General features: G+C 71.4%; 24 protein-coding genes. 14 read left to right on the top strand and 10 right to left on the bottom strand.

The window, feature by feature from the left end:
- Positions 1-8: 8 nt before the first annotated feature.
- Positions 9-668, bottom strand: a complete 660-nt coding sequence (locus ACFVDP_RS04480; protein WP_383483041.1) for a zf-HC2 domain-containing protein — start codon at positions 666-668, stop codon at positions 9-11.
- Between the two features lie 79 nt (positions 669-747).
- Between ACFVDP_RS04480 and ACFVDP_RS04475 the strand changes: the two genes are divergently transcribed.
- The 4 genes from ACFVDP_RS04475 (at position 748) to ACFVDP_RS04460 (ending at position 4,720) form a co-directional block, all read left to right on the top strand.
- Positions 748-1,497, top strand: a complete 750-nt coding sequence (locus ACFVDP_RS04475; protein WP_383483038.1) for a LytR/AlgR family response regulator transcription factor — start codon at positions 748-750, stop codon at positions 1,495-1,497.
- Between the two features lie 69 nt (positions 1,498-1,566).
- Entirely contained in the window at positions 1,567-1,920 is a 354-nt protein-coding gene (locus tag ACFVDP_RS04470; RefSeq protein ID WP_383484332.1) for a hypothetical protein, read from the top strand.
- Positions 1,917-3,524 carry a cation acetate symporter gene (locus ACFVDP_RS04465; RefSeq protein WP_383483035.1) on the top strand — a complete coding sequence of 536 codons (1,608 nt, stop codon included), beginning with the start codon at positions 1,917-1,919 and terminating at the stop codon, positions 3,522-3,524. Before ACFVDP_RS04470 ends, ACFVDP_RS04465 begins: the two co-directional genes overlap by 4 nt.
- Complete coding sequence (locus ACFVDP_RS04460; RefSeq protein WP_383483032.1) at positions 3,521-4,720, top strand: sensor histidine kinase; 1,200 nt, start codon at positions 3,521-3,523, stop codon at positions 4,718-4,720. The genes ACFVDP_RS04465 and ACFVDP_RS04460 overlap by 4 nt, the downstream gene beginning before the upstream one ends.
- 48 nt (positions 4,721-4,768) lie before the next feature.
- On the opposite strand, the gene ACFVDP_RS04455 is transcribed toward ACFVDP_RS04460, so the two are convergent.
- The gene (locus ACFVDP_RS04455) at positions 4,769-5,272 is read right to left on the bottom strand and encodes a hypothetical protein (RefSeq protein ID WP_383483029.1); all 504 of its coding nucleotides are present in this window, start codon (positions 5,270-5,272) and stop codon (positions 4,769-4,771) included.
- Positions 5,273-5,418: 146 nt separating this feature from the next.
- Positions 5,419-5,955, bottom strand: coding sequence for a sigma-70 family RNA polymerase sigma factor (locus ACFVDP_RS04450; RefSeq protein WP_383483026.1), 537 nt, complete (start codon positions 5,953-5,955; stop codon positions 5,419-5,421).
- 220 nt (positions 5,956-6,175) lie between these two features.
- Between ACFVDP_RS04450 and ACFVDP_RS04445 the strand changes: the two genes are divergently transcribed.
- Positions 6,176-7,360: a CapA family protein gene (locus ACFVDP_RS04445; RefSeq protein WP_383483023.1), complete on the top strand. Its 1,185-nt coding sequence runs from the start codon at positions 6,176-6,178 to the stop codon at positions 7,358-7,360.
- Here the strand turns inward: ACFVDP_RS04445 and ACFVDP_RS04440 are convergent.
- Together ACFVDP_RS04440 and ACFVDP_RS04435 are read right to left on the bottom strand one after the other, a co-directional pair.
- Positions 7,347-8,813 carry an amino acid permease gene (locus ACFVDP_RS04440; protein WP_383483020.1) on the bottom strand — a complete coding sequence of 489 codons (1,467 nt, stop codon included), beginning with the start codon at positions 8,811-8,813 and terminating at the stop codon, positions 7,347-7,349. The two genes, ACFVDP_RS04445 and ACFVDP_RS04440, sit on opposite strands and share 14 nt — an antisense overlap.
- A 97-nt stretch (positions 8,814-8,910) precedes the next feature.
- On the bottom strand, positions 8,911-9,372 hold the full coding sequence (locus ACFVDP_RS04435; RefSeq protein ID WP_383483017.1) for a universal stress protein: 462 nt from the start codon (positions 9,370-9,372) through the stop codon (positions 8,911-8,913).
- Positions 9,373-9,504: 132 nt separating this feature from the next.
- Here ACFVDP_RS04435 and ACFVDP_RS04430 point away from each other — a divergent pair, with 132 nt between their 5' ends.
- A complete protein-coding gene (locus tag ACFVDP_RS04430; RefSeq protein WP_383483014.1) occupies positions 9,505-10,359 on the top strand; it encodes a polysaccharide deacetylase family protein in 855 nt (284 codons plus the stop codon).
- A gap of 37 nt (positions 10,360-10,396) precedes the next feature.
- Here the strand turns inward: ACFVDP_RS04430 and ACFVDP_RS04425 are convergent, their stop codons facing one another.
- Complete coding sequence (locus ACFVDP_RS04425; RefSeq protein WP_383483011.1) at positions 10,397-11,056, bottom strand: class F sortase; 660 nt, start codon at positions 11,054-11,056, stop codon at positions 10,397-10,399.
- A gap of 348 nt (positions 11,057-11,404) precedes the next feature.
- Here ACFVDP_RS04425 and ACFVDP_RS04420 point away from each other — a divergent pair, with 348 nt between their 5' ends.
- Entirely contained in the window at positions 11,405-11,896 is a 492-nt protein-coding gene (locus ACFVDP_RS04420) for a hypothetical protein (protein WP_383483008.1), read from the top strand.
- 113 nt (positions 11,897-12,009) lie between these two features.
- On the opposite strand, the gene ACFVDP_RS04415 is transcribed toward ACFVDP_RS04420, so the two are convergent.
- From ACFVDP_RS04415 to ACFVDP_RS04405, 3 genes are all read right to left on the bottom strand, one after another.
- Complete coding sequence (locus tag ACFVDP_RS04415; RefSeq protein WP_383483005.1) at positions 12,010-12,519, bottom strand: hypothetical protein; 510 nt, start codon at positions 12,517-12,519, stop codon at positions 12,010-12,012.
- 168 nt (positions 12,520-12,687) lie between these two features.
- Entirely contained in the window at positions 12,688-13,449 is a 762-nt protein-coding gene (locus ACFVDP_RS04410; RefSeq protein ID WP_383483002.1) for a hypothetical protein, read from the bottom strand.
- Between the two features lie 18 nt (positions 13,450-13,467).
- On the bottom strand, positions 13,468-14,052 hold the full coding sequence (locus ACFVDP_RS04405) for a hypothetical protein (protein ID WP_383482999.1): 585 nt from the start codon (positions 14,050-14,052) through the stop codon (positions 13,468-13,470).
- A gap of 220 nt (positions 14,053-14,272) precedes the next feature.
- On the opposite strand from ACFVDP_RS04405, the gene ACFVDP_RS04400 reads away from it, so the two are divergent.
- The 4 genes from ACFVDP_RS04400 (at position 14,273) to ACFVDP_RS04385 (ending at position 19,232) form a co-directional block, all read left to right on the top strand.
- Positions 14,273-15,229, top strand: a complete 957-nt coding sequence (locus tag ACFVDP_RS04400; protein WP_383482996.1) for an SCO0930 family lipoprotein — start codon at positions 14,273-14,275, stop codon at positions 15,227-15,229.
- 319 nt (positions 15,230-15,548) lie between these two features.
- Positions 15,549-16,373, top strand: a complete 825-nt coding sequence (locus ACFVDP_RS04395) for an SAM-dependent methyltransferase (protein WP_383482993.1) — start codon at positions 15,549-15,551, stop codon at positions 16,371-16,373.
- Positions 16,370-18,517, top strand: a complete 2,148-nt coding sequence (locus ACFVDP_RS04390; RefSeq protein WP_383482990.1) for a putative bifunctional diguanylate cyclase/phosphodiesterase — start codon at positions 16,370-16,372, stop codon at positions 18,515-18,517. The genes ACFVDP_RS04395 and ACFVDP_RS04390 overlap by 4 nt, the downstream gene beginning before the upstream one ends.
- Before the next feature lie 4 nt (positions 18,518-18,521).
- The gene (locus tag ACFVDP_RS04385) at positions 18,522-19,232 is read left to right on the top strand and encodes a VOC family protein (protein WP_383482987.1); all 711 of its coding nucleotides are present in this window, start codon (positions 18,522-18,524) and stop codon (positions 19,230-19,232) included.
- Between the two features lie 381 nt (positions 19,233-19,613).
- Here ACFVDP_RS04385 and ACFVDP_RS04380 read toward each other — a convergent pair whose 3' ends face one another.
- Positions 19,614-20,504 (bottom strand): LysR family transcriptional regulator, encoded by an 891-nt coding sequence (locus ACFVDP_RS04380; protein WP_383482984.1) that lies wholly within the window; start codon positions 20,502-20,504, stop codon positions 19,614-19,616.
- Between the two features lie 132 nt (positions 20,505-20,636).
- On the opposite strand from ACFVDP_RS04380, the gene ACFVDP_RS04375 reads away from it, so the two are divergent.
- The 3 genes from ACFVDP_RS04375 to ACFVDP_RS04365 are packed head-to-tail and all read left to right on the top strand — an operon-like array spanning position 20,637 to position 24,014.
- Entirely contained in the window at positions 20,637-21,308 is a 672-nt protein-coding gene (locus ACFVDP_RS04375) for a succinate dehydrogenase (protein ID WP_383484329.1), read from the top strand.
- 4 nt (positions 21,309-21,312) lie between these two features.
- Positions 21,313-23,271 carry a fumarate reductase/succinate dehydrogenase flavoprotein subunit gene (locus ACFVDP_RS04370; RefSeq protein ID WP_383482981.1) on the top strand — a complete coding sequence of 653 codons (1,959 nt, stop codon included), beginning with the start codon at positions 21,313-21,315 and terminating at the stop codon, positions 23,269-23,271.
- Positions 23,268-24,014, top strand: a complete 747-nt coding sequence (locus ACFVDP_RS04365; RefSeq protein WP_383482978.1) for a succinate dehydrogenase/fumarate reductase iron-sulfur subunit — start codon at positions 23,268-23,270, stop codon at positions 24,012-24,014. Before ACFVDP_RS04370 ends, ACFVDP_RS04365 begins: the two co-directional genes overlap by 4 nt.
- The last annotated feature ends 77 nt before the right edge of the window (positions 24,015-24,091 follow it).

The raw sequence follows: 24,091 nt of genomic DNA, 5'->3' as shown, positions 1-24,091 counted from the left end.
GACAGGCGTCAGGACGGCACCGGAAGGGACAGCAGCCGTCCGCCGCCGACCGCCCGCACCTCGAACCGTGCGATGGCGTCCGGCCGTTCCGCCGCCCCGCCCGTCACCGTCACCCGGTCCGTGCCGTCGCCGCGCACCGCCCAGCTCGCCACCGTCTGCTCCGTGCCGTCCCGCCCCACCGCGACCAGCCGGCACACCCGCGGTCCGCCCGGATCCCTGACGTCCAGGGCGACCTGGCTGCCCCAGCCGCGCTCGTCCGCCGTGAGGGCGGCCGCCACCCCGGACGACATGTCGCGCCCGTGCAGTGCAAGGTCCTCACCGCCCGTGGCTGGATGCCGGAGCACGGCGCCCGCCCCGGCCGCCGCCACGAGCAGCGCCAGCGCGGCGAGCGCCGCCCACGCCCGTCGGCGCCCCGCGCGGTGCAGCGCGCCGAGCCGGTCCACGGCCCGCTCCACGAGCGTCGGCGCGGGCCGTGCGCACCACTCCACGCACGGCGGCGTCGACCGCGCGTACATCCCCAGCAGGCCCGTGGTGGGCCGGTGTTCACCCAGATATGCCGCGCACGCGGCGCAGTCCACCAGATGGTCCTCGAAGCGGAACCGGTCCGCCGGGTCGAGAACCCCCAGGGCGTAGGCGCCCGCGTCGCGATGCCGTTCCAGGGACCTCATGCGTTCCTCCCGCTCTCGACCACCGGTACGCACGGGGCAGCCGATTCATTCAAGCGACCGCGCGATTACACTCCGCCGCATGCTGCGCGTACTGGCCGTCGACGACGAGGAACCCGCCCTCGCCGAACTCCTCTACCTCCTGCGCGCGGACCCCCGCGTGCGCGCCGCCGAGGGCGCCACCGATGCCACCGAGGCGCTGCGCCGCATCGGCCGCGCCCTGGAGGAGGGCCCCGGCGGCGACGGCGCCATCGACGTGCTCTTCCTCGACATCCAGATGGCGGGCCTCACCGGCCTCGACGTGGCCCGCCTCCTCGCCGGGTTCGCCCGCCCGCCGCTGGTCGTCTTCGTCACCGCCCACGAGGACTTCGCCGTCCAGGCCTTCGAGCTCAAGGCCGTCGACTACCTCCTCAAACCGGTGCGCCGCGAGCGCCTCGCCGAAGCCGTCCGCAGAGTCGCCGAACGCGTCACCCTGGCGCCGCCCCCGGCCACCGTCGCCGACCGGATACCCGTCGAACTCGGCGGCGTGACCCGCATGCTGGCCGTCGCCGACATCACGTACGCGGAGGCGCAAGGGGACTACGCCCGCCTGCACACCGCGGACGGCGCCAGCCATCTCGTCCGCATCCCGCTGACCACCCTGGAGGAGCGCTGGCAGGCCCTCGGCTTCGTCCGCGTCCACCGCAGCCATCTCGTCGCCCTGCACCGCATCGACGAACTCCGCCTCGACGGCGCCGGGATGACCGTGCGCGTCGGCACCGCGCAGATCGCCGTCAGCCGCCGCCACACGGGCCGGGTGCGGGAGCTGCTGATGCGCCGCTCCAGCGGCTGACCAGCCCCCTTCCTCAGACACGCCCCTGATGCCTACACTCCGCCCGTGTCCGAACCACGACGTCAGGTGGTGACCGGCGAGCCGCGCACCGTGCACGGCGCGACCGGTCCGCCCGGCCTGCGCACCCAATGGGAGATCGACGAACAGACGACGCTCGGCGCCGCGTACGTCCGCTCCCTCATGCGCAGCCAACTGCGCGCGGGGATCGCCGCCTTCGTCGTCCTCGCCGCCCCCGTGGCGATCCTCCCGCTCTTCTTCGGCGCCCTGCGCAACGCCACCGTCGAATGGCTCGTCCTCGGCTTCGGCTGCTACCCGTTCCTCGTCCTCATCGCCTGGTGGTACGTCCGCCGGGCCGAACGCAACGAACGCGACTTCGCGGCCCTGGTCCGCGGCCGGGACACCACCGACCCCGGAGCACCGTGAACGAGGCGTACGCGATCCCCGCGGTGGCCGTCGTCGTCCTCGCCACCGTCCTCATCGGCGGCTTCGGCCTGCGCATCTCCCGCACCACGTCCGACTTCTACGTGGCCTCGCGCACCGTCGGACCCCGTCTCAACGCCGCCGCCATCAGCGGCGAGTACCTGTCGGCCGCCTCCTTCCTCGGCGTCGCCGGTCTCGTCCTCGTGCACGGCCCCGACATGCTCTGGTACCCGGTCGGCTACACGGCGGGCTACCTGGTGCTCCTGGTCTTCGTCGCGGCCCCGCTGCGCCGCTCGGGCGCGTACACCCTCCCGGACTTCGCCGAGGGCCGCCTGGAGTCCCGTCAGGTCCGCCGGGTGGTGAGCATGTTCGTCGTCGGCGCCGGCTGGCTCTATCTCGTGCCCCAGCTCCAGGGGGCCGGCCTGACGCTGCAGATCCTCACCGGGGCGCCCCGCTGGTTCGGCGCCGCGCTCGTCGCGACCGTCGTCGTCCTCGCGGTCGCCGCCGGCGGCATGCGCTCGATCACCTTCGTCCAGGCCTTCCAGTACTGGCTGAAGCTGACGGCGCTCCTGGTGCCCGCGTTCTTCCTGCTGCTCGCCTGGCGCGGCCAGGGCGGCCACCCGCCCGCCCCGGCGGCCACGGACCTGCCCACGGCGGGCGCGGGCGCCGGGCAGCCGCTCGCCACCAGCCGCGCCGACCACCCGCTCTACGCCACGTACGGCCTGATCGTCGCCACGTTCCTCGGCACCATGGGCCTCCCGCACGTCGTGGTCCGCTTCTACACCAGCCCGCACGGCCGCGCGGCCCGCCGCACGACGGTCGTGGTCCTCGCCCTCATCGGCGTCTTCTACCTCCTGCCGCCGCTCTACGGCTGGCTCGGCCGCCTCTACGTCCCCGAACTCACCTCGGCCCAGGACGCGGACGCCACCGTGCTGCTCCTGCCGGGGCGGATGATCGACGGCGTCGCGGGGGACCTGCTGGGCGCGCTGGTCGCCGGGGGCGCCTTCGCCGCGTTCCTCTCCACGGCGTCGGGCCTGACCATGGCGGTGGCCGGCGTGGTCAGCCAGGACGTGCTGCCCACCCGGGGAGTGCGGCACTTCCGGCTCGGCGTGGTGCTGGCCATGGCGGTGGCCCTGGGCGGCGCCCTCCTCGTCGACGGCGTCCCGGTCGCGGACGCCGTCGGCATGGCCTTCGCGGTCTCGGCGTCGTCCTTCTGCCCCCTGCTGGTCCTCGGCATCTGGTGGCGCCGCCTCACCCCTCCCGGCGCGCTCGCGGGCCTGTTCCTGGGCGGCGGCTCGGCCCTCCTGGCCGTCACCCTCACCGTCTCCGGAGCGGCCACCTCGGGCTGGCTCCACACCCTCCTGGCCTGGCCCGCGGTCTGGTCGGTCCCGGTCGGCTTCCTCGCCATGACCCTGGTCTCCCTGGCCACCCCCGACGCGATCCCCCCGCACACGACGGCGACGATGACCCGCCTCCACCTCCCGGAGTCCCTGAACTCCCTGCGGGCAAGCGTCCCGAAGGGGCGCGGGGAACTGCGCGAGCACCCACGCCCGGCCGTCACCCGCGAGACGTCACCACCCCCCACGGCGAGAGGCGACGACCAGTGACAGCGACCGGCACGGTCACAGCGACCCTCCTGGCCCTCTGCCCCCTGCTCCTCGGCGCGGGCTTCCTCCTGGGCCGCAGAACGGCCCACCCCACCGGCCGCAGCGACGTGGGCACCCCCGTGGAGCGCGCCACCTTCGAGACGCTCCACACGGCGTCGCTGGCCGCCCCGGCCCTGCGCGCGGGCCTCAACCAGGACACGGCCCGCAAATCGGCCCGCCGCCTGCGCAGCCTCCTCGGCACGGAGGCCCTCGCCCTGACCAACCGCTCCGCGGTCCTCGCCTGGGACGGCACGTCGGAACACCCGCACGCCAAGAACGTCATGCCGCAACTGGAACCCCTGCTGGCCGGCGGCCGCACCGTCGCGTTCGACTGCGGCTGCGACACCCTCGACTGCCCCCTGCGCTGGGCGGTCGCCGCCCCGGTGGTGGCCGACGGCCGCGTACGAGGCGCCGTCGTCGCCTACGCGCCCCGCGAGTCCGCGGTCCTGGCCCGGGCCACCGACGAGGTGGCCCGCTGGGTCTCGGTCCAGCTCGAACTCGCCGAACTCGACCGCTCCCGCACCCGCCTGATCGAGGCCGAGATCAAGGCCCTGCGCGCGCAGATCTCGCCCCACTTCATCTTCAACTCCCTGGCGGCGATCGCGTCCTTCGTCCGCACCGACCCCGAGCGCGCCCGCGAACTCCTCCTGGAGTTCGCCGACTTCACCCGCTACTCGTTCCGACGGCACGGCGAGTTCACGACCCTGGCCGACGAACTCCACTCCATCGACCAGTACTTGGCTCTCGTCCGGGCCCGCTTCGGCGACCGCCTCACCGTCACCCTGCAGATCGCCCCGGAGGTCCTCCCGGTCACCCTCCCGTTCCTGTGCCTGCAACCGCTCGTGGAGAACGCGGTCAAGCACGGCCTGGAGGGCACCGTCACCCGCAGCCGCATCTCCATCGGCGCCACCGACGCCGGAGCGGAGGCCGAGGTCGTCATCGAGGACGACGGCGTCGGCATGGACCCCGACCGGCTGCGGGCCATCCTGCGCGGCGAGGGCGACCGTTCGACGGGCATCGGCCTGTCGAACGTGGACGAACGTCTGCGCCAGGTGTTCGGCGACGCGTACGGCCTCGTGATCGAGACGGCGGCGGGCGCGGGTACGAAGATCACCGTCCGCATCCCGAAGTACCGGGCCGGTGTCTACGCACCCTGACCGACCCGCGCCGGAACACGTGATCAGAACACATGGTCAAACAAATGGTCAGAACAGATGGATCGCCAAATGACCAAGAGGCAGCCCGAGTTGCCACGCGGGCGTCCACACCTGCGGTCCGTCCTCCTCCTCGGGCACCGGAACGGCGTCGAGGTCGGGTGCCAGCAGCTCGGTCTCCTCCAGCCATCTCCACGCCGCGACGGCGAGCCGCAGATCCGGCGACCGGTGCCCCGCGCCGCGCGCCCGCGCCTCACGCTCCCTGAACCGCGCCCGCACCCAGGCCTGCCACGGCTGGTCGTACGCGGTCAGCGACGACCAGGTGTCCAGCTGCGACACGACACGGATCCCGGACAGCTCGTCACCCGCGTCGGACAGGAAGATCGTCAGAGCGAGCGCGTCCCGGCCCGCCCGGAACTCGAAGGACGTGGGCGGCATCAGATCGCCGGTCCGCAGCAGCTCGTCGGCGATGTACTCGGCGTACAACCAGGCCATGGGAACGGTGAGTTCACCATTGGCGGCACCCGATGCGCCGCCCTCGTTTCCGTGCAACATCCCTTCCTGCCTTCCTCCGGTCCGTGCGCTTCGCCGGCCCCCGGGTCCCACCCGTCCAACTCACCGGGGAGGACAGCGGATTACTCAACCGAGGAAACGGCACCCCGAGCAAGGCGCTTTGCCGATGCTTGACTTACGGTACGGTTTCAATGCAGGTCAGGTGCGTAACCCGGCAAAACCCTCCGCAACGCCCGCAACGCGTAGTACGCACGGGACTTAACGGTACCTGGGGGGATGCCGAGTGTTCGTGCGGCCTCCGCCACACTGGCGCCCCTGAAGTAGACCTCCATGAGCACCGCCCGGTGATCGGGGCTGAGTGTCGCCACGGCATCGCGCACGTCGAGCGCGGCGGTGGACCGCTCGGCGTGGTCGGCGGACACCCGGGCGTTCTCGAGCACCGCGTCGCCGACCTCCGCCGGACGGGCGAGCCGGGCCCGCCGCGCGTCGATGGCCAGCCTGCGGCCGACCGTGAACAGCCAGGGCCGCACCGACCCGTACTTCGCGTCGAGCGCCTCCGGGTGCTGCCAGGCCCGTACGTACGTCTCCTGGACCAGGTCCTCCGCGCGCTGGCTGTCCCCGTCGCACAGCCGCAGCAGGAACGAGAACAGCGGTGCGCCGTGCTCCCGCTGAACCTGGGCGAGGTCGTCCTCCGTGGTGGTGGGTGTGGTGAGCGCCGTCGTCATGCGCGTATGGCAGCGCACGCCCGTGCGCCCGCCCAGAGGCCGCGTGCGGCTCTGCGGCAGGCGGTCGAAGCGGTCGACGAACGGTGCGGCGAACGGGCCGTACGGCAGCGGCGCCTGACGCCATTTCAGGGACCGCCCCGGTATGGGGCCTTGACTCCCCTCTGTCCCCGCACATGGATACGTATCACGAAAATCGCCGCGAAAACAGGAGAACCCGACGATGCTGCCGACGCCGGACCGGAGCACACACCGCAGGGCCCGGCGGGGAGTGACAGCCCTCGCCGCCCTTCTCGCCGCACTCGGGGCCGCGTCCTGCGACGCGCCCGGGCGCGGGAGCGCACCCCCGTCATCGGCTCCCGGCGCGCACGCCGCCGCGCACGCCTTCACGCTCGTCGCGTCCGGCGACGTGCTCCCGCACACCTCGATCATCGCCCGCGCCGAGGAGGACGCGGGCGGCGACGGGTACGACTTCCGCCCGATGCTCGCGGGCGTCAGGTCCGTGGTGTCCAAGGCCGATCTCGCGATCTGCCACATGGAGACGGTGTACGGCGCCCCCGGCGACTACAGCGGCTACCCGGACTTCAAGTCCCCGCCCCAGGTCGCCGCCGGGCTCCGGGCCACCGGCTACGACTCCTGCTCGACGGCCTCGAACCACACCCTCGACGACGGCGCGGCCGGCATCGCCCGCACCCTCGGCGCCCTCGACCGCGCGGGTGTCGCGCACGCCGGCTCGGCCCGCACCGCCGAGGAGAGCCGCGCGCCCGCCCGGCTGCGCGCCGGTGGCGCCACCGTCGCCCAACTCGCCTACACCTACGGCACGAACGGCTACCGCCCGCCCCACGGCAAACCTTGGTCCGTCAACCTGATCGACCGCCGCCGCATCGTCGCCGACGCCCGCGCCGCCCGCCGCGCGGGCGCCGACGTGGTGGTCGTCTCGCTCCACTGGGGCACGGAGTGGCAGGACGAGCCCGACACTCGGCAACTGCGCCTCGGGCGGCAGCTCACCGCGTCCCGTACGTACGGCCGCCCCGACATCGACCTGATCCTCGGCACCCACGCCCACGTCCCGCAGGCCTACGAGAAGGTCAACGGGACGTGGATCGTCTACGGCATGGGCGACCAGATCGCGGGCGAGATGTTCAACCCCGACGGCGACCAGGACGACCGCGGCAACATGAGCACCCTCGGCCGCTTCACCTTCGCACCGCCCGCCCGCGCGGGGGAGCGGTGGCGGGTGACGAAGGCCGAGTTCGTCCCGCAGTGGTTCGACCTCGGCTCCGGCCGCGTCGTCGATGTGCCCCGCGCGATCGCGGACGGCGCCGACCTGACGGCCGTCCGCGACCGGATCCGCCGGGTCGTCCTCAGTCGCGGGGCGGCCCAGGACGGCCTCGTCATGGCGCGCTAGGCCCGGCTCCGGTGTCCTGCCGCTCCGGTACCTGGTTGAGCGCGGAGCGCTTGTACGAGTACCCGAAGTAGATGACCAGCCCGATCAGGAACCACACGGCGAACCGCACCCAGGTCTGCCACTGCAGGAACGTGATCAGCCAGATGGAGAAGACCACCCCGACCGCGGGCACCACGGGCATCCCCGGTGTGCGGAAGGTGCGCGGCAGTTCCGGCTGGCGGTAGCGCAGCACGATCACCGCGACACACACCACGACGAACGCCAGCAGGATCCCGATGTTGGTCAGTTCGGCCGCCTCGCCGATCGGCAGGAACCCGGCGATGGCGGCCGACGCGAACCCGACGATCCACGTCACGCGGGTCGGCACGTGCCGCGTGGGGTGCGTCTTCGCGAACCACTTCGGCAGCAGCCCGTCGCGGGACATGCTGAACCAGACACGCGTGACACCCAGCATGAACGTGAACATGACAGTCAGAATGCCGATGATCGCGCCCACCGCGATCACATCCGCGAGACCGCTCAGCCCGACCGCCTTGAACGCCGTCGAGAACCCGCTCTCCGGGTCGATGTCCTTGTAGTTCTGCATCCCGGTGAGCACCAGGCACGCGAGCACGTACAGCACCATCGAGATCGCCAGGGAGTACAGGATCGCCTTCGGCATGTGGCGCTGCGCGTCCTTGGACTCCTCCGCCGCCGTCGACATGGCGTCGTAGCCGAAGACCGCGAAGAACACGGTCGCCGCACCCGTGAACGCCCCGCTGACACCGAACGGGAAGAACGGTGTGTAGTTGCCCGTGTTGATGTGGAAGAAGCCCACACCGATCACCAGCAGCACCACGAGCACCTTGAGCACGACGACGACCGTCTCGAAGCGGGCCGCGTTCTTGATGCCGAGGGTGAGCAGATACGCGATCAGCAGACACAGGGCCGCCGCGAACAGGTCCACCTTGTGGCCGCTGCCGGTCCCCGGCGCGCCCAGCATCCACTTCGGCAGGTCGAGGCCCATCTCGCCGAGCAGGAAGCTGAAGTACCCGGAGATGCCGATCGCCACCACCGCGACGATCGCCGTGTACTCCAGGAGAAGGTCCCAGCCGATGAACCAGCCCACCAGCTCACCGAGGACCGCGTACCCGTACGTGTAGGCCGATCCGGCCTTCGGGATGAGCCCGGCGAACTCCGCGTAGGACAGCGCGGCCGCCGCGCTCGCCACACCCGCGATCAGGAACGAGATGAGCACCGCGGGCCCGGCCGTGCCGTTGGCCACCGTGCCGGCGAGCGTGAAGATGCCGGCCCCGATGATGCCGCCGACGCCGATCGCGGTGAGCTGCCACAGGCCGAGCGACCGGGTGAGGCCGGAACCGTCCCCGCCCCCGGCCGCCGAGTCGTCGATCTGTTCGATGGGCTTGCGGCGCAGTACGCCCTGTCCCATCCGCAGTTTCGGTGGAGCTGTCATGAGCGCACCTCTTCGCATATGCGACGTCGGCTGATGGCCGATCATGATGCACCCATGACGACACCGACGGAAGAAGGCGCGCGCCCCGACACGGGGCCTACGGCACGACGGTGACCGGCCAGCGGCCCGCCTTCACCAGGCGCACGGCGACGGAGCCGACGATGCGGTGCCCGGCCTGCTCCGACGCGCCGACGACCACGGCGTCCGCCGTGAGCTCGTCCGCCGCGGTCACCAGACCGTTGAAGGGATCGCCGCGGAAGGTGTGGAACTCCCAGCGGACGTCGTATATGTCCTTGACCCGTTCGGAGGAGGCCCGGATCTCCGCGACGAGACCCTCCGCGATCTCGTCGGTCGTCTCGGCCACGGACACCCCCAGGGCGGCCCCGGCCGCCAGCACGGGCTGTACGTACACCACGGCGAGCAGGGCGTGCTGGCGTCGGGCCAGGCCGCCGGCGTAGGCCGCTGCCCGGAACGACGAGTCGGAGCCGTCGACACCGACGACGATCACCTTCGGGCCGTCCGTGCCGCGCTCGAACTGATGGGGCTGCTGTTCGGTCACGGCCAGAGGCTAACGGAAAGCGCTGGTAGGGACGGCGGCGGGGCAGGGGGCGCGGGGCCGGACGGGTGCTTTCGCACGTCTCATCCGGTGGTGGTGTGCGCGGTGACCCCGACACCGTGCGACGGATGAAACATGACCAACCATCAGATCGCGCCCGGCCGCCGGGCGTTGCTGCGCGGATTCACCGCCGTCGGACTGGCCGCCCTCACCGGCTGCGCCGCCGCCGACCCGGCCGGCGCCCCGTCGGCGGCGAGCCCGAGCGCGGCGCCCGCCGCCGGCGGCCCGCCCGCGGCCCGCCCCCTGAAGCCGTCCGCGTACCGGCTCAGACCGATCACCGGATACGGAGCGCAGCGCACTGCCCGCAGCCCGCTGAAGGCCCGTCACCGACCCATCCTCGAATGGGACTTCGGACGCGGCGAGCGCGCCATGGTGCTCACCTTCGACGACGGTCCCGACCCCCGCTACACCCCCGACATCCTGCGCACCCTGCGCAAGCACGACGTCCGCGCGATGTTCTTCGTGTGCGGCGAGATGGCCGTGGACAACAAGGACCTGCTGCGCGAGATGGCCGACGACGGGCACGTCATCGGCAACCACACCTGGACCCACCCGCTGCTGACCCGGATGACCCGCTCGGGGATGCGCCCCGAGATCGAGCGCACCTGCGAGGTCGTCGAGGACGCCGTCGGCGAGCCGCCCGCCTGGTTCCGCGCCCCCTACGGCGCCTGGAACCGGGCCGCCTTCCGGCTCGGCGCCGAACTCGGCATGGAGCCCCTCGCCTGGACCGTCGACACCCTGGACTGGAACACGCCCGGCACCGGCACCATCGTCTCCCGGGTGCTGTCCGGCGCGGCCCCCGGCGTCGTCGTCCTCAACCACGACGCCGGCGGCAACCGGTCGCAGAGCGTCGCCGCGCTGCGCGAGTACCTGCCCGCGCTGCTCGACGACGGATACCGCCTCACCGTGCCGCCGCGCCGCCCCGTCTGACCCGGACCGCGGCCGGGCGCCCGCCCGGACCGTGCGCTCAGCGCACGGACACCAGGCGGGCGAAGACCACGACGTTCCCGTCGTAGCCGTGCTGCTTGGAGAAACCGCCGCCGCAGGTGATGACCCGCAGCTCCGGCGCGCCGGTCGAGCCGTAGACCTTCTTCCCGGGGAAGTCGGACTTCGCGTAGACCTCGATCCCGTAGATCTTGAACACGGCCGTCTTCCCGTCCTTCCGCTTCACCTCGACGTGGTTGCCCTTCTTGAGGGAGCCGAGGCCGTAGAAGACCGCGGGGCCCTGCATGTTGTCGACGTGCCCGACGACGACGGCCGTGCCCTTCTCGCCCGGGGACACCGCGCCCGAGAACCAGCCCGCCAGGTTCGGGTCCTGCGGCGGCGGCGCGTCCACCCAGCCCTCGGCGTCCAGACCGACCGGCATCACCGGCGCGTCCACCTGGATCGCCGGGATGCGCACCCGGTCCACGGCGGAGAACGGCAGCGGATCGGGCGCCTTCGAGGTGGCCCAGACCGGCGTACGGCTGTCCGCGGCGGCGGCCGAGGCGGGCTGCGGCGGACCGATGTCGAATTCCCCCGAACCATTGCGGATCAGGGCGAGACCGGTGAGCAGGACCAGCGCCATCACGCCCCAAGGGGCGCGCTTTCTCGGCTGCTCCTCCTCTTCCAGCATTGCATCGGACATTCGCTCATCCCCTCTGGAAACGGCGGCGGGACCGTATCCGTTGCGCGTATCAGCACGCTAAGTCGGCAGGGCGCGCCCAGCGACGGGGCAAAGGCGAACGGGTGGCCCCGACATCGCAGCTCAGAGGCCCGGTGAGCCATCCGAGTCGCCTGCTCCAGGAATTTTCTGACGGTCCGTGACCTGCGGTGATATCCCTCTTTACGGAATTCTGACGGTGTGTCGCCTCACCAGGACGGCCGATTCCCGAAATGCGGCTCTGCGCACGGCATCTGAGGGTTCGTCTGGGAGGCGTTCTCGCCCAAATTCCCGGGGACCGTTCCCCGGGGGCGTCTTCCGCGGAGGATTTCCATGCGTACCACCCGTGCCCTGGCGGTGTCCGCCGCCGCGGTCCTGGCCGTCGGACTCGCCGCCCCCACCGCGTCGGCCTGGGAGGACCCGACCAATCTCTCCGTCTCGCCCAGCGTCGTCCCGCGCGGTGGCGAAGTGACCGTGTCGGTCGACGGGACCAAGTGCCAGTCGAGCGGCACGGCGTCCTCGGACGCCTTCGGCACGATCAACCTCAGCGCGGTCCCGGGCGGCAGCCAGGCCAGCGGAACGGCCATGATCAAGGAGAACGCCGCCGTCGGCGCGCACGACGTGAGCGTCAGTTGCCAGGGCGCCCCGCTGATGAGACCCGCGGCCTTCACCGTCATCCACGGCGGTGTGCGCGGCGGCCTCGGCGGCTCCACCCAGACCGGCGCGACCCCCACCGACATGGCGATCGGCGGGGCGCTCGTCGCCTCGGCGCTGATCGGCGGTGGCGTGTTCTGGATGCGCCGCCGCGCGGAGGGCAAGGCGTAGGACACACCCCATGACAGCGGGCCCCGTCCCCCCTTCGCGGGGCCCGTGCACGGGAGAGGGCCGGTGCCCCGAGGACCGAGCGGTCCTCGGGGCACCGGCCCTCGACGGGCCCGTCAGGCGTCACCCTCGCCGGTGCGCCGCCGCGAGAAGTAGTACGCGCCGCCCAGCGCGCCCACGATCAGCGCCGCGCCGAGACCGATCTCGTGCAGATCGAACCCGGCGAAGCTGCCGCCGACGCCGGCCTTCACCCCGTGCGGCACGGGCTGTGGCACCGGTGTCTCCTGTCTGCCCGACGCGATCGTCAGGTCGGTGCTCCGGCTGGGCCCGCCGTCGCACTTGAACTTGACCGTGTACAGGGCGGCCTGCTTGGCGTCCCAGTCGACGGTCGCGGTCGCCTGACCGCTGCCGCCGCGGATCGTGACCGTGTCGAAGATGCCGGCCGAGACCGTCGTGTCGCCGTCGCACCCGCTCGCGTAGAGCGTGACCTGACCGCCCGCCGCGATCGTCGTGGGCGCGACGCTGACCTGGAACGAGTCGTTGTCGCCCGCCATCGCCGAGGGCGCGGAGAGCAGGAGTGCGGTGAGGCCGAGCGCGGCTGCCGAAGCGGTGCGTATCGCGGTCATGATGGGGTCCTCCGGGTCCACGAGGAGCAGCTGCGGACCGGTTCCGCTCGCTTGGGACAAGCACCTCGATGCCCGAAACGCTAGGGACACCCCCTTATGGGCGCGATCGGTGTCGTACGAACGGGGCACAGTTGTGGGCCGGACAGGGGACACGACGGCCCGTCGGCGTCACCCGGCGCCGGGGAACAGCATCAGGAACGGCGCGGCCGTCGCCGCCACCCCGCGGCTGTAGGGCGCGTCGAAGTCCCAGATGAGGAAGAGCAGGAACGCGATCAGCGCGGAGAACAGCCCGGCGAGGAGCAGCTCGCGTGGTGTGCGGCGGATCTGCAGGGCGAAGATCATGCCGATGGTCACCAGGGCGCCGGTGACGAGGCCGAACCAGACCACACCCGGCATGGTGGCGCCCGTGGAGTCGGCGCGGGCGTTGCGGGCGTCGTCGGCGGCGGTCACCTGGTCGAGCAGCGGCTGGTACGCCTGGGCCTCGAAGTCGTTCTTCGGCTCGTAGTCGGTGACGTCGTGGCGGACCTTGTCGAGCAGCTGCGTGCCCTTGGCGGTCAGCTCGCCCTTGGTGCGCATGGTGTGCCACTCGGTGGTCACGACATGGCTGACATATGCGTCGACATCCGCGCGGATCCGGTCCCGGACGGCGGGCGGGTAGACCCGGACGCGTTCGTGGACCTCGTGCAGCGCCTGCGCCTCGTTGCGGACGTGGTCCTGGGCGGCGCTGCGGGCCTCCCAGACGCCCGCGATGGCCAGACCCAGGACGATCGCGTAGACCACCCCGATCATCATCGTCATGTACTCGATCACGTCCGGGGTCTCCGACGGATCGTCGTCCTCGCCGATTCTGCGCTGTTGCAGGACCTGGACGGCGAGCACGATGGCGCACGCGGCGACCATGGCGAGGGCGAGAACAAGCCATTCCGACATCGTTTACCTCACGAGAAATCAGCGGGGGCGCAGTGCGGCGACCGCGAGCACCGCGGGCGCGGTGATGAGCAGGGTGAGCGTGACCAGGGACGGGCCGCTCTGCGGCGGCGCGCGATGGACCGCGGGGCGGTAGGCGGGGTAGTGCACGGGCGCCGGGGTCGGGGTCGGCCTGGGGGTGGGGCTCTTGGTGGGTGTGGGGGTGGGCTTCTTCGGCGGGGGTGTGGGTGTGGGTGTGGGCGTGGGTGTCGGGGCCGGAGGCGGCGCCGGGACCGCGCGCGACGGTTTCGGCGCCGGGGCCGGCGGCGGCGGTGGTGGAGGGGGCGGTGGCGGTGCGGGCTTCGGGGGTGGCGGCTTGGGTGTGGGTGTGGGCTTCTTGGGCGGGGGCGTGCTGGGGCCCGCGCTGCAGACGACACCGTCGCCGGAGACCGCCACGGCGCCGCCCGTCGCGCCGCCGTCGACGGACGCGTAGGCGCAGCTGTCGGACGGGACGAGGGCCGACGCCGCCGCGGCGGGCACACCGCACAGCCAGGCGGTGAGCAGCACCGCGAGGACGCGTGGGACCAGGCCGGAGACGCGATGTCCGGCCCGCTGGGTTCGATGCACGACCGAGAGCATGAGCACCGGCGGACTCCGGCACGCCGTCATCGGCGCGGATTGCCCCGAAGGTGGGGCGTGGGAGCACTCGGGTTTGCGTCTCTCATAGCGGTGTTCGGGAGAAATCTTGGGCCGCGTTGAACACACGGGACACCTCCGCGCGTAACTAGGGCCATGTGCGAACCCGGCCGGGATCGCACAACACCCAAGTAATCAGCGGGAGTTGACAATGAAGACCTCCTGGCGGAGCGCCTCGCTCGTAGCGACAGGTGCGGCCTTGCTGGCGCTGACGACGGCGTGCGGTCAGGACAAGGGCGCCCAGAGCACGACGGGGCAGAACGTGGGCAACGCGTCGAAGGCGCAGGGCGGTTACGGGTCCGGCTCCGACGCGTACGGCTCGTCGGGCGACAGTTCGGCGAGCCCCGCCGCGAAGGCGAAGACGGCCGGTCAGCTCGCCGCGTGGAACAGCGAGAAGCTCGGCAAGGTGCTGACCGACAGCGCCGGGATGACGCTCTACCGCTTCGACAAGGACACGGCGAAACCGCCCGCGTCGAACTGCGACGCCGCCTGCCTGAAGACCTGGCCGGCCGTGCCCGCGAGCGGGGCGAAGGCCGCCACCGGGGTCGACTCGTCGCTGCTCGGCTCGGTGACCGCGGCGGACGGCACGAAGCAGCTCACCGTCGCCGGCTGGCCCATGTACCGGTACGCGATGGACGCCTCTCCCGGAGACGCCAAGGGGCAGGGTGTGGGCGGGACCTGGTACGCGTCCGCCCCGGACGGAAAGAAGGCGAGCCCGGCCCCGGCCGCCGCCGCACCGGCGGACCTGAAGGGCCTGTCCACCCGCAACGACCCGAAGCTCGGCGAGATCGTCGTCGACAAGAACGGAATGACCGTCTACCGCTTCCTCAAGGACTCCGCGTGGCCCATCAAGTCCAACTGTGTGGGCGCGTGCGCGACGAAGTGGCCGGCCGTCCAGCCGGTCGAGAAGAACGACACGAAGAACATTCCCCTGAAGGGATTCATGGCCTTCACCAGGCCCGATGGCGGCAAGCAGCAGACACTGAACTGCTGGCCGGTCTATACGTTCTCGGGCGACAAGAAGCCGGGGGACACCAACGGCCAGGGAGTGGGCGGCACGTGGTACGCGGCCTCTCCCCAGGGAAAGCCGGTGGGCGCGCCCAAGTGACGCGGCACGCAGTGCACTGGGTAACAACCCAGGAGGGGCCGGTGCGTCCGGCGCGCGGCTCACAGTAGAGTCGTCAAGGATTTGGCGAATCGCCGGTCCGTTCCCGCGTGGCCAAGTGAGGGTCGCGCGAGGGGAACGGACCGGTTCTTTTCGGTTGGGAAAGAGATGGTTTCGGGGTGGTTTCGGATCGCCGCCAATTGGCTCGTGCCGCAGGTAGTGACCGAGAACGGACGGTCAATTTCCGTTTTGGCTCGCTCCTTTGTCGGTTGATCAGTAGCCTCGCCTCGAACACCGGATCGCCTACGCCTTGGAGAGTTTGATGGAGCGTCCTGCCTGGGCCCCGCAGGGCATTGACATCACGGTGCCCAGTGTGTCCCGGATCTACGACTACTACCTGGGCGGTTCGCACAACTTCGAGGTCGACCGGGAAGCCGCCCGCAAGGCCATGGAGTTCCTGCCGGGCCTTCCCAAGATCATGCAGGCGAACCGGGCGTTCATGCGGCGGGCGGTGCGCTACGCCGCCGACCAGGGCGTGACCCAGTTCCTCGACATCGGCTCGGGCATCCCCACCTTCGGCAATGTGCACGAGGTCGCCCAGCGGACCCGGCCGGAGGCCCGCGTCGTCTACGTCGACCACGACCCGGTCGCCGTCGCGCACAGCAAGGCAGTCCTGGAGGGGAACCCCGGCACCGCCGTCGTGGCCGCCGATCTGCGCGGGCCGCGCGAGATCCTGCACAGCGCCGAGGTCACCGAACTCCTGGACCTGGAGCGGCCGGTGGCGCTGCTCCTGGTCGCCGTACTCCACTTCATCGAGGACGCCGACGACCCCTACGGCGCGGTGGCCGAACTCAGCGAGGCGCTCGCACCCGGCAGCCTGTTGATCGTGACGCACGCCTCCTATGAGGGAATGCCCATATCGACGGAAGAGGCCGGCGGCGCGGTCGACGTCTACCGGGACGATGTCCGCAATCCGCTGATCATGCGGAACCGCCAGGAGATCGAGCGGTTCTTCAAGGGGTACGAGGTGGTGGACCCCGGCATCGTCCCGATACCGGAGTGGCGGCCGGAGAACGCGCGGCAGGACATCGAGGACGCGGACCCGTACACATTCGCGGGCTATGTGGGAGTGGGGCGCAAGGCGTGAGCGAAGAGCCGGGCGGACCGGAAGACAGACTGCGCAGGTTCGCCACGATCTGGAGCCGGGCTGTCTTCCCGGTGACAGCGACGTCCCTGACCAGGCCCGAGTTCGAGGAGGAACTCGTGCCGCTGGCCCGCTCGCTGCGGGCGGCGCTGGCCGCAAGGACCCTGAACGCGCGAGAGGCGCAGGCCGTCGGAGCCGCGCTCGTCGACGCGCACTGCACCGACCCCGATGCGCTCAGCCGCACCCTCGGCGTGGTCGACTCCTATCTCGTCCTGTACTGCGGCGAAGAGGCGGACACCCCCGAGCGCGAGGACGATCTGCGGGCCCGCTGCGCCCGCATCCAGCACGCGGTCGCCGCCGGTTTCGCCGCCGCGCTGCGCGAGCGCACCCTCGTCGAGCAGGAAGCCATCTCGCGGGCCGCGCTCAACGCGCGCAGCGCCGTCGCCGAGGCCCTGCACGCCAGTGAGGCCCGGTTCCGCGCGGTGTTCCACGGCGCCGCGATCGGTATCGCCATCGCCGCGCTCGACGGCACGGTCCTCGAGGTGAACGACGCGCTGGTGCGCATGTTCGGCGGCAGCGAGGGCGCCCTGCGCGGCCGTAACCTCCGCGACTGGACACACCCCGACGACGCCCCGCAGGTCTGGCACCTCTACCAGGAACTGGTCCGCGGCGACCGCGAGCACTACCGGGTGGAGAAGGCGTTCTACCGTCCCGACGGCACCGCGCTGTGGACCAACCTGACGATGTCGCTGCTGCGCGACAAGGACGGCGAGCCGCAGTACCAGCTGGCGCTGATGGAGGACACGACCGAGCGCCGGCTGCTGAATCTGCGGCTGCGCTACGAGGCCACGCACGACGCGCTGACCGGCCTGCCCAACCGCACCCTGTTCTTCGAGCGTCTGGAGAAGGTGCTCGGCGCGGGCGAGGGCAGGCGCTTCGGCCTGTGCTACCTCGACCTCGACGGCTTCAAGACCATCAACGACAGCCTCGGCCACGCGGTCGGCGACCGGCTCCTCGTCGAGGTCGCCGACCGTCTCCAGGCCTGTGCCACCGCACGCGGTGAGATGGTGGCCCGGCTCGGCGGCGACGAGTTCGTGGCGCTGACCACGGGCCCCGACACCCAGACCGAGGTCGACGAACTCGCCGGCCGCATCATGAACGCGCTGGCCACCCCCATCCGCATCGACGGTCGCGAACTCACGGTGCGCGGCTCGATCGGCATCGTCGAGGGCCCGGCCGCCGACCGCAGCCCCGCCGAGGTGCTGCGCAGCGCCGACATCACGATGTACCGGGCCAAGTCCGCCGGCGGCAACCGCTACGAGCTGGCCGACCCGGAGGCCGACGCCCGCGCCATCACCCGGCACGGGCTGACGACGGCGCTGCCCGCCGCCCTGGACCGGGGCGAGTTCTTCATCGAGTACCAGCCGCTGGTCCACCTCGGCGACGGCAGCGTGCGCGGCGCCGAGGCCCTGGTCCGCTGGCTGCACCCGCAGCACGGCGTGCTCGGCCCCGACCGCTTCATCCCGCTCGCCGAACACACCGGGCTCATCGTGCCGCTCGGCCGCTGGGTCCTGGAGGAATCGGTCCGCCAGGCCTGCGTCTGGCAGGACCGGTACGAGGACGCGGGGCAGCTGCGCATCAACGTCAATCTGTCGCCGAAGCAGCTCACGCACCCCGGGCTCGTCGCCGACACCGTCGACATCCTGGAGCGCTCCGGACTCGAACCCGGCGCGCTCTGCCTCGAAGTCACCGAGTCGGCGCTGATCGGCGCCGACGACGACCTGCTCAAGCCGCTGCGCAGGCTCTCCGAGATGGGCGTCGACATAGCGCTGGACGACTTCGGCACCGGTTACTCGAACCTCGCGAACCTGCGCCGTCTCCCCGTCAACGTCCTCAAGCTGGACCGCTCCTTCACCCAGGGCATGCAGCAGTTCCCCGCGGACCCCGTCGACCTGAAAATAGTGGAGGGCATCGTCTCGCTCGCCCACAGCCTGGACCTCGCCGTCACCGTCGAAGGGGTGGAGACCGGCGCCCAGGCCGAGCAGCTCAGGGAGCTGGGCTGCGACACCGCCCAGGGCTGGTACTACGCCCGCCCGGGCCCGCCGGACCGCCTGCACGAGCTGGCGCTCGCCGACGCCACGGGGTGAGCCGGTGACCGTCCGCTGGGCCTACGCGTTCATCGACCGGCCGTACGAGGAGTTCGGCGCGGCCTGTGACTTCTGGGCACGGGTGACGGGAGCGCGCCGCTCCGAACTCCGTGGCGAGCGCGGGCAGTTCGCGACCCTTGTGCCGTACGAGGGTGGGGGCGACCCGTGCGTCAAGGTGCAGGGGGTCGCGGGCGGGCCGGGTGGGGCGCACATCGATCTCGCGGTGGAGGATGTGCCGGGGGAGTCGGCGCGGGCGCTCTCTCTCGGTGCCGAACTGGTCTTCTCCGAGGAGGGGTTGGCGGTACTCCGGTCGCCGGGCGGTCATCTGTTCTGCCTGGTGTCGTGGCTGGGGGAGCGGGCGGTGCCCGGGGCCGTCGATCCGGCGGGGCGGCTCGATCAGGTGTGTCTGGACACGGCGCCCGGGGTGTATGCGGCGGAGGTCGATTTCTGGGCCGCGCTGACCGGCTGGCCCGAAGTCCCGTGCTCCAGCCCGGAGTTCCGCCTCCTGGAGGCTGCGCCGATCCAGCTGTTGCTCCAACGCCTCGACTCCGATTCTCCGCCATCGGCCCACCTGGACCTGGCCTGCGCGGATCGGGCGCGGGCGCGGGCCTGGCATGTTGCGGCCGGGGCGGTGCCGGTACGGGACGGTCGGGCCTGGACCGTCATGCGGGACCCCGCGGGCGGCCTGTACTGCCTCACCGACCGCTCGCCGTAAGGCCCCCCGTCTCGTCGTGGCTGGTCGCGCAGTTCCCCGCGCCCCTGGGTTGTCGTTCGTCTGCGGCCCGGTGGCCGCTTCTCGCGCAGTTCCCCGCGCCCCTGAGGCAGGCGCTGCGCGCCGCCTCCCCTGAGGCTGCGCTTCGCGCGCCTCTACACGGGGCAGGGGCCGCGCCTTCGCCTTGGATGGGTGGCGCACCTTTGATGAGATGACGCACGAAGTGCGCATCTCAGGGGCGCGGGGAACGGCGCGAGAAGCCCCACCGGGCCGCAGATGACGACGCTCTCAGGGGCGCGGGGAACGGCGCGAGACGCGGCCACCGGCCGTCGGCCGACCGTCAATCCATCAGGGGCGCGGGGAACCGCCCGACCGGCCGCACCATCACTCGCCCCGTTCCACCAGCATCCGCTGAAGCTCCCGAGCGGCCCGCGGCGGCGCCACGTCCGATCGGTGGGCCAGGGCGATGGTCCGGTGCAGCCCGGGCCGGGCCAGAGGCGTGACCCGGAGATTGGCCCCGGCCCGCATCGCCACCATGGACGGCACCACGGCCACCCCGAGCCCCGCCCGCACAAAGCCCAGCACGGCATCCATCTCCCCGCCCTCCACGGCGAAGTCCGGCTCGAACCCCTCGGCCCGGCACGCCGCGACGGTCAGCTCCCGCAGGTCGTACCCGTGCCGGAACATGACGAGCCGGTCCCCCTCCAGGTCGGAGATGCGTACGGACCGCCCCCCGTGCCCCGGCCGAGGCGCGCTCGGCGACGACACCACGACCAACTCCTCGCGCAGCAGCTCCACGGTCGTCAGCGCGGGCGCCGGCGCCGGAAGCGGCAGCACGACCAGCGCCAGATCCAGCGCCCCGCGGGCCAGCTCACGTACGAGATCGTGCGAGCCGCCCTCCTCGATCAGCAGCTGGATCCCCGGATAGCGGTCGTGGAAGGCGCGCAGCACGTCGGGGAGCAGCCCGGTGCACAGTGACGGCGTCGCCCCCAGACGCACCCGCCCGCGCCGCAGCTGGGCCAGTTCCTGCACCTCGTGCCGGGCCGTGTCCGCGTCGGCCAGGATCCGCCGGGCCAGCGGCAGCAGCGCCTCACCGGCGTCCGTGAGCGTGATGTTGCCGCGCGCCCGCTGGAAGAGATCGACCCCCAGCTCCCGCTCCAGGGCCCTGATCTGCTGGGACAGCGACGGCTGGGCCACATGGACCAGCTCGGCGGCGCGGGTGAAGTGCCGGGTCTCCGCGACCGCGACGAAGTACTGGAGCTGCTGGAACTGCATACGGGCCACTGTACCGCCACGATAGGCACAGGCTATGGAAATGAGCTGTTCCATGTCTTGGACCGATCGGGTCTTCGGGCCCTACCGTCTTGGCTCATGGCTCTGGCAACGCGGACGGACCGACGACCGTCCATGGCACGCTCGGTGTGGGACAGCTCCGTCGGGAAGAAGACCGTGATGGCGGTCAGCGGCATCGTGATGCTGCTCTACCTGGTCGCCCACATGATCGGGAACCTCAAGATCTTCTTCGGCCCCGAGGAGATCAACCACTACGCGCGCTGGCTGCGCACCATGGGCGGCCCGGTCCTGCACTACGAGTGGGGCCTGTGGATCGCGCGCATCGTGCTCGTCGTCGCCGTGGTGGCGCACGCCACGTCCGCGTACCAGCTCAGCCGCCGCGACATCAAGGCGCGCCCCAGCAAGTACGTGCACAAGAAGCCGGGAGCCTCCTACGCCACGCGCACCATGCGCTGGGGCGGCATCATCCTCGGCCTGTTCATCGTCTGGCACATCCTCGACCTGACGACCGGCACGGTGCACCCCGGCGGGTACCAGCACCTGCACCCGTACCAGAACATCATCGACACGTTCTCGACCTGGTACGGCAACGTCATCTACATCGTCGCGATGCTCGCCCTCGGCCTGCACATCCAGCACGGGTTCTGGAGCGCCGCGCAGACCCTCGGCGTCGGCAGCCGGACCCGTGACCGTGTCCTGAAGACCGTCGGCAACGCCCTCGCCGTACTGCTCACGCTCGGTTTCATCGCCGTGCCCGTGGGCGTCATGACCGGATTGGTGAGCTGAAGACATGACCTCCTCCCACGAGTACGCCGACTACTCGACCGGTGAACCCGTCGTCGACGCCAAGGCACCGAACGGCCCCGTCCACGAGCGCTGGGACACCCGGCGCTTCGAGGCCAAGCTGGTCAACCCCGCCAACCGCCGCAAGCACACCGTCATCGTCGTCGGCACCGGCCTCGCGGGCGGTTCGGCCGGCGCGACGCTCGCCGAGCAGGGCTACCACGTCGTCCAGTTCTGCTTCCAGGACTCGCCGCGGCGCGCCCACTCGGTCGCCGCGCAGGGCGGCATCAACGCCGCGAAGAACTACCGCAACGACGGCGACTCCGTGCACCGCCTCTTCTACGACACGGTGAAGGGCGGCGACTTCCGAGCCCGTGAGTCGAACGTGCACCGCCTCGCGCAGATCTCCGTCGAGATCATCGACCAGTGCGTGGCGCAGGGCGTGCCGTTCGCCCGTGAGTACGGCGGACTGCTCGACAACCGCTCCTTCGGCGGTGTGCAGGTGTCGCGCACCTTCTACGCGCGCGGGCAGACGGGGCAGCAGCTCCTCCTCGGCGCCTACCAGGCCCTCAGCCGCCAGGTCGCCGCGGGCAACATCGAGCTGCATCCCCGTACCGAGATGCTCGACCTCGTGATCGTCGACGGGAAGGCGCGCGGCATCGTCGTCCGTGACCTCGTCACCGGAAAGATCGACACGTACTTCGCGGACGCCGTCGTGCTCGCCTCCGGCGGCTACGGCAACGTCTTCTACCTGTCGACGAACGCCATGAACAGCAACGCGACCGCCATCTGGCGGGCGCACCGGCGCGGCGCCTACTTCGCCAACCCCTGCTTCACCCAGATCCACCCCACCTGCATCCCGCGCACCGGCGACCACCAGTCGAAGCTGACGCTGATGAGCGAGTCGCTCCGCAACGACGGCCGCATCTGGGTGCCGAAGGCCAAGGGCGACGACCGGCCCGCCAACCAGATCCCCGAGGACGAGCGCGACTACTACCTGGAGCGCATCTACCCCGCGTTCGGCAACCTGGTCCCGCGCGACATCGCCTCGCGCGCCGCCAAGAACGTGTGCGACGAGGGCAAGGGCGTCGGGCCCGGCGGACAGGGTGTCTACCTGGACTTCGCCGACGCCATCCAGCGGATGGGCCGCAAGGCCGTCGAGGCCAAGTACGGCAACCTCTTCGACATGTACCAGCGGATCACCGACGAGGATCCGTACCAGGTGCCCATGCGGATCTATCCGGCCGTGCACTACACGATGGGCGGCCTCTGGGTCGACTACGACCTCCAGACCACCGTCCCGGGACTCTTCGCGATCGGCGAGGCGAACTTCTCCGACCACGGCGCCAACCGGCTCGGCGCCTCCGCGCTGATGCAGGGCCTCGCCGACGGCTACTTCGTGCTCCCGGCCACCATCAACGACTACCTGGCGAAGAACCCGCACCACGACGAGGTGAACGCCGACCACCCGGTCGTGCAGGAGGTCGTCGCGGAGACCGAGGACCGGCTCAATCTGCTGCTGTCCGTCGACGGCGACCGCACCCCCGACTCCTTCCACCGCGAACTCGGCGAACTGATGTGGGAGTTCTGCGGCATGGCCCGCACGGACTCCGGGCTGCGCAAGGCGCTGGAGCGGATCCCGCAGATCCGTGAGGAGTTCTGGCGCCGCATCAAGGTGCCGGGCGTCGGCGAGGAGTTCAACCAGTCCCTGGAGAAGGCGAACCGCATCGTCGACTACCTGGAGCTGGCCGAGCTGATGTGCCTCGACGCGCTGCACCGCGCCGAGTCCTGCGGCGGCCACTTCCGCGAGGAGTCGCAGACCCCCGACGGCGAAGCGGCCCGCGTGGACGAGGAGTTCTCCTACGCGGCCGCCTGGGAGTTCACCGGCACCGGCGACGCCCCCACCCTGCACAAGGAAGACCTGGTCTTCGAGTACGTCCACCCCACTCAGCGGAGCTACGCATGAAGCTCACCCTGCGCGTCTGGCGCCAGAAGAACGCCGACGCCGAAGGCGCCATGTCCACGTACGAGGTGGACGGGATCAGCCAGGACATGTCGTTCCTGGAGATGCTCGACACCCTCAACGAGGAACTCATCACGGGCGGCGAGGACCCCGTCGCCTTCGACCACGACTGCCGCGAGGGCATCTGCGGCGCGTGCAGCCTCGTCATCAACGGCGACGCCCACGGCCCCGAGCGCACCACCACCTGCCAGTTGCACATGCGGTCCTTCGAGGACGGCGACACGATCGACATCGAGCCGTGGCGCGCCTCCGCCTTCCCGGTCATCAAGGACCTGGTCGTCGACCGCACCGCCTTCGACCGGATCATCCAGGCCGGCGGCTACATCACCGCCCCGACCGGCACGGCCCCCGAGGCGCACGCCACGCCCGTGCCCAAGCCGGACGCCGACTTCGCCTTCGAGCACGCCGAGTGCATCGGCTGCGGCGCCTGCGTGGCCGCCTGTCCCAACGGCGCGGCCATGCTCTTCACCTCGGCGAAGATCAACCACCTGAACGTGCTGCCGCAGGGCGCCCCCGAGCGGGAGACCCGCGTCCTGGACATGGTGGCGCAGATGGACGACGAGGGCTTCGGCGGCTGCACGCTCACCGGCGAGTGCGCGACGGCCTGCCCCAAGGGCATCCCGCTGTTCTCCATCACGAGCATGAACAAGGAGTGGCTGCGCGCCAACCGCAAGGTCAGCCGCTGAGCCGCACCACCACACGTCCCGCGGACAGCGCGGGGTGGGCGGGACCGGGAGCAGGTGCTCTCCCGGTCCCGTCATCG

It is taken from the genome of Streptomyces sp. NPDC057694, assembly GCF_042799415.1.
Classification (GTDB): Bacteria; Actinomycetota; Actinomycetes; order Streptomycetales; family Streptomycetaceae; genus Streptomyces.
This window is presented reverse-complemented; position numbering and strand designations above follow the sequence as displayed.

Excerpts from the sequence above, each read along its gene's own strand:
- ACFVDP_RS04375 (WP_383484329.1), top strand. The coding sequence starts at position 20,637 with ATGGCACGCTCGGTGTGGGACAGCTCCGTCGGGAAGAAGACCGTGATG.
- ACFVDP_RS04370 (WP_383482981.1), top strand. The coding sequence starts at position 21,313 with ATGACCTCCTCCCACGAGTACGCCGACTACTCGACCGGTGAACCCGTC.
- ACFVDP_RS04475 (WP_383483038.1), top strand. The coding sequence starts at position 748 with ATGCTGCGCGTACTGGCCGTCGACGACGAGGAACCCGCCCTCGCCGAA.
- ACFVDP_RS04440 (WP_383483020.1), bottom strand. The coding sequence starts at position 8,813 with ATGACAGCTCCACCGAAACTGCGGATGGGACAGGGCGTACTGCGCCGC.
- ACFVDP_RS04480 (WP_383483041.1), bottom strand. The coding sequence starts at position 668 with ATGAGGTCCCTGGAACGGCATCGCGACGCGGGCGCCTACGCCCTGGGG.
- ACFVDP_RS04400 (WP_383482996.1), top strand. The coding sequence starts at position 14,273 with ATGAAGACCTCCTGGCGGAGCGCCTCGCTCGTAGCGACAGGTGCGGCC.
- ACFVDP_RS04380 (WP_383482984.1), bottom strand. The coding sequence starts at position 20,504 with ATGCAGTTCCAGCAGCTCCAGTACTTCGTCGCGGTCGCGGAGACCCGG.
- ACFVDP_RS04415 (WP_383483005.1), bottom strand. The coding sequence starts at position 12,519 with ATGACCGCGATACGCACCGCTTCGGCAGCCGCGCTCGGCCTCACCGCA.
- ACFVDP_RS04395 (WP_383482993.1), top strand. The coding sequence starts at position 15,549 with ATGGAGCGTCCTGCCTGGGCCCCGCAGGGCATTGACATCACGGTGCCC.
- ACFVDP_RS04430 (WP_383483014.1), top strand. The coding sequence starts at position 9,505 with ATGACCAACCATCAGATCGCGCCCGGCCGCCGGGCGTTGCTGCGCGGA.
- ACFVDP_RS04450 (WP_383483026.1), bottom strand. The coding sequence starts at position 5,955 with ATGACGACGGCGCTCACCACACCCACCACCACGGAGGACGACCTCGCC.
- ACFVDP_RS04365 (WP_383482978.1), top strand. The coding sequence starts at position 23,268 with ATGAAGCTCACCCTGCGCGTCTGGCGCCAGAAGAACGCCGACGCCGAA.
- ACFVDP_RS04410 (WP_383483002.1), bottom strand. The coding sequence starts at position 13,449 with ATGTCGGAATGGCTTGTTCTCGCCCTCGCCATGGTCGCCGCGTGCGCC.
- ACFVDP_RS04420 (WP_383483008.1), top strand. The coding sequence starts at position 11,405 with ATGCGTACCACCCGTGCCCTGGCGGTGTCCGCCGCCGCGGTCCTGGCC.
- ACFVDP_RS04455 (WP_383483029.1), bottom strand. The coding sequence starts at position 5,272 with ATGTTGCACGGAAACGAGGGCGGCGCATCGGGTGCCGCCAATGGTGAA.
- ACFVDP_RS04425 (WP_383483011.1), bottom strand. The coding sequence starts at position 11,056 with ATGTCCGATGCAATGCTGGAAGAGGAGGAGCAGCCGAGAAAGCGCGCC.
- ACFVDP_RS04445 (WP_383483023.1), top strand. The coding sequence starts at position 6,176 with ATGCTGCCGACGCCGGACCGGAGCACACACCGCAGGGCCCGGCGGGGA.